This window comes from Fictibacillus sp. NRS-1165 (assembly GCF_050468105.1).
Taxonomy (GTDB): domain Bacteria; phylum Bacillota; class Bacilli; order Bacillales; family Fictibacillaceae; genus Fictibacillus_C; species Fictibacillus_C terrinigri.
This window is the reverse complement of sequence record NZ_JBDPNU010000170.1, coordinates 1-1,404: the sequence shown is the minus strand read 5'-3', so window position 1 is coordinate 1,404 and position 1,404 is coordinate 1. Positions and strand designations below refer to the sequence as shown.

The 1,404-nt window shown below is 44.0% G+C and carries 3 protein-coding genes; all 3 read right to left on the bottom strand.

All coding sequences use genetic code 11. The features are described 5' to 3' along the window. Positions 1-31: 31 nt before the first annotated feature. Positions 32-856, bottom strand: coding sequence for a GvpL/GvpF family gas vesicle protein (locus ABHN01_RS25625; protein ID WP_429877887.1), 825 nt, complete (start codon positions 854-856; stop codon positions 32-34). A 20-nt stretch (positions 857-876) separates the two neighbouring features. Then, positions 877-1,113 (bottom strand): gas vesicle protein GvpG, encoded by a 237-nt coding sequence (locus ABHN01_RS25620; protein ID WP_265408636.1) that lies wholly within the window; start codon positions 1,111-1,113, stop codon positions 877-879. Between the two features lie 2 nt (positions 1,114-1,115). Next, the coding region (locus ABHN01_RS25615) for a GvpL/GvpF family gas vesicle protein (RefSeq protein ID WP_429877886.1) at positions 1,116-1,404 on the bottom strand (289 nt) is incomplete at its 5' end.

The following is a 1,404-nucleotide window of genomic DNA, read 5'->3' as shown; positions in this document are numbered from 1 at the left end:
ATCTCTTTGTTTTCAAACGGAGAAAATTGCTTCATAAGGATTCTTTCATCATCTTGGAAAAGTGATAAGGCGGCCATGGACCTGTTACATGAAACAGGCACCCTTTTTCCTTCATCTGTTCCTCTATCTCTTCAATCTTTTGAAAGAATTCGCCCGCTCTCTCCTTTTCAATGAGGAAATCACAATTCGCAGTCATTTCTTCGCCAATCTCAGTCATCTCTTTCCCCCAGTTCTGCCTGACAAGCTGATCGCAAACGAAAGGCTCGAGCTGCTCTGTCACTTTAAACCAAAGCTGGGCTTGCTCTCTTTCCCGTTCACTTTCAACTAAATGCACCAGCCGTTTCTTCATTAAAAACTGTTTCCCTTTCGGCATGGAGGCCATCTGGTTTTCCAGCTCTTTTACCGCAGGGTTTTTGAGTTCTACAAAGGATCGCAATCGATCAGGGCTGCAGAACATCTTAACATTCCACTCTTGTTTACCTCTCAGCTTCTTCAGTTTTTGGAGGATTTCATCATGCTGATTCATAAGTAAAGTTTGCAGATTTTTTTCATTTTCAAAAATCGTGCAGAATGACATCGGCAAAATGGTGAATTGCTGCTGAACTGCAGCGATGGATTCGTGATGATGGAATGCTTTTTCCTTTAGCCACTCAGAGTCCTTCACGTGAAGATCGATCTGTTCCTGGCAAAAGGTTTCCCCATTCACTTCTGTCAGGACGGCAGCTAGGGCTTGATAAACTTTGATTTGTATCGCTTGCCCGCCGATCCCCTCCGCAAGGGCAAGGTCGGCTTCAAGAACATCTGAAGCTGCCGAAATGCCATACACGTAGAGCAACTTTGTTTTTGTCTTTGCCACTCATGCTCCTCCTCACACCTTTACTCTAAACCCAGTTTTTCGCGTTCCTTGGCGATCTTGTATCGCGCCAGCAATTCCTGTTCCCTTTCAATGTAAGATTCCTCGTCGATCTCTTCCATCTCAAACATCGTATGGAGCTGTACGAGCTGCTGCTGAAGATAGGGAATGCTGTAGAGCTCCTGATCCACTTCTTCCTGTATTTTTTCTCCCAGCTTGATGATCGACCGGATTGGAAGCGTAAATAGCTTATGAAACATGGCTATCCCTCGATTCGAAGACGTATGTTTACAAAATTATAAGCCGGCCATGGACCTGTGTATTTAAAATCCGCTTTGTCTTTCCATTTCTCATACAGATCATTTATTTTCTGGTCAAACGCCGCTTCTGCATTTTTATCAATTAAATAGGCAGCATTTAAAAAGACTTTTCCGGGAATGGTATCATTCTGCTTGCCGGCAGCTGAAAGTTCCAACAGTGGGAGATAAATTTCTTTCTCCACTTGTTCCTGCAGCGAAAGGATAAAAAGCTGCGCACGTTCTCCGAGCTGA

Excerpts from the sequence above, each read along its gene's own strand:
- ABHN01_RS25620 (WP_265408636.1), bottom strand. The coding sequence starts at position 1,113 with ATGTTTCATAAGCTATTTACGCTTCCAATCCGGTCGATCATCAAGCTG.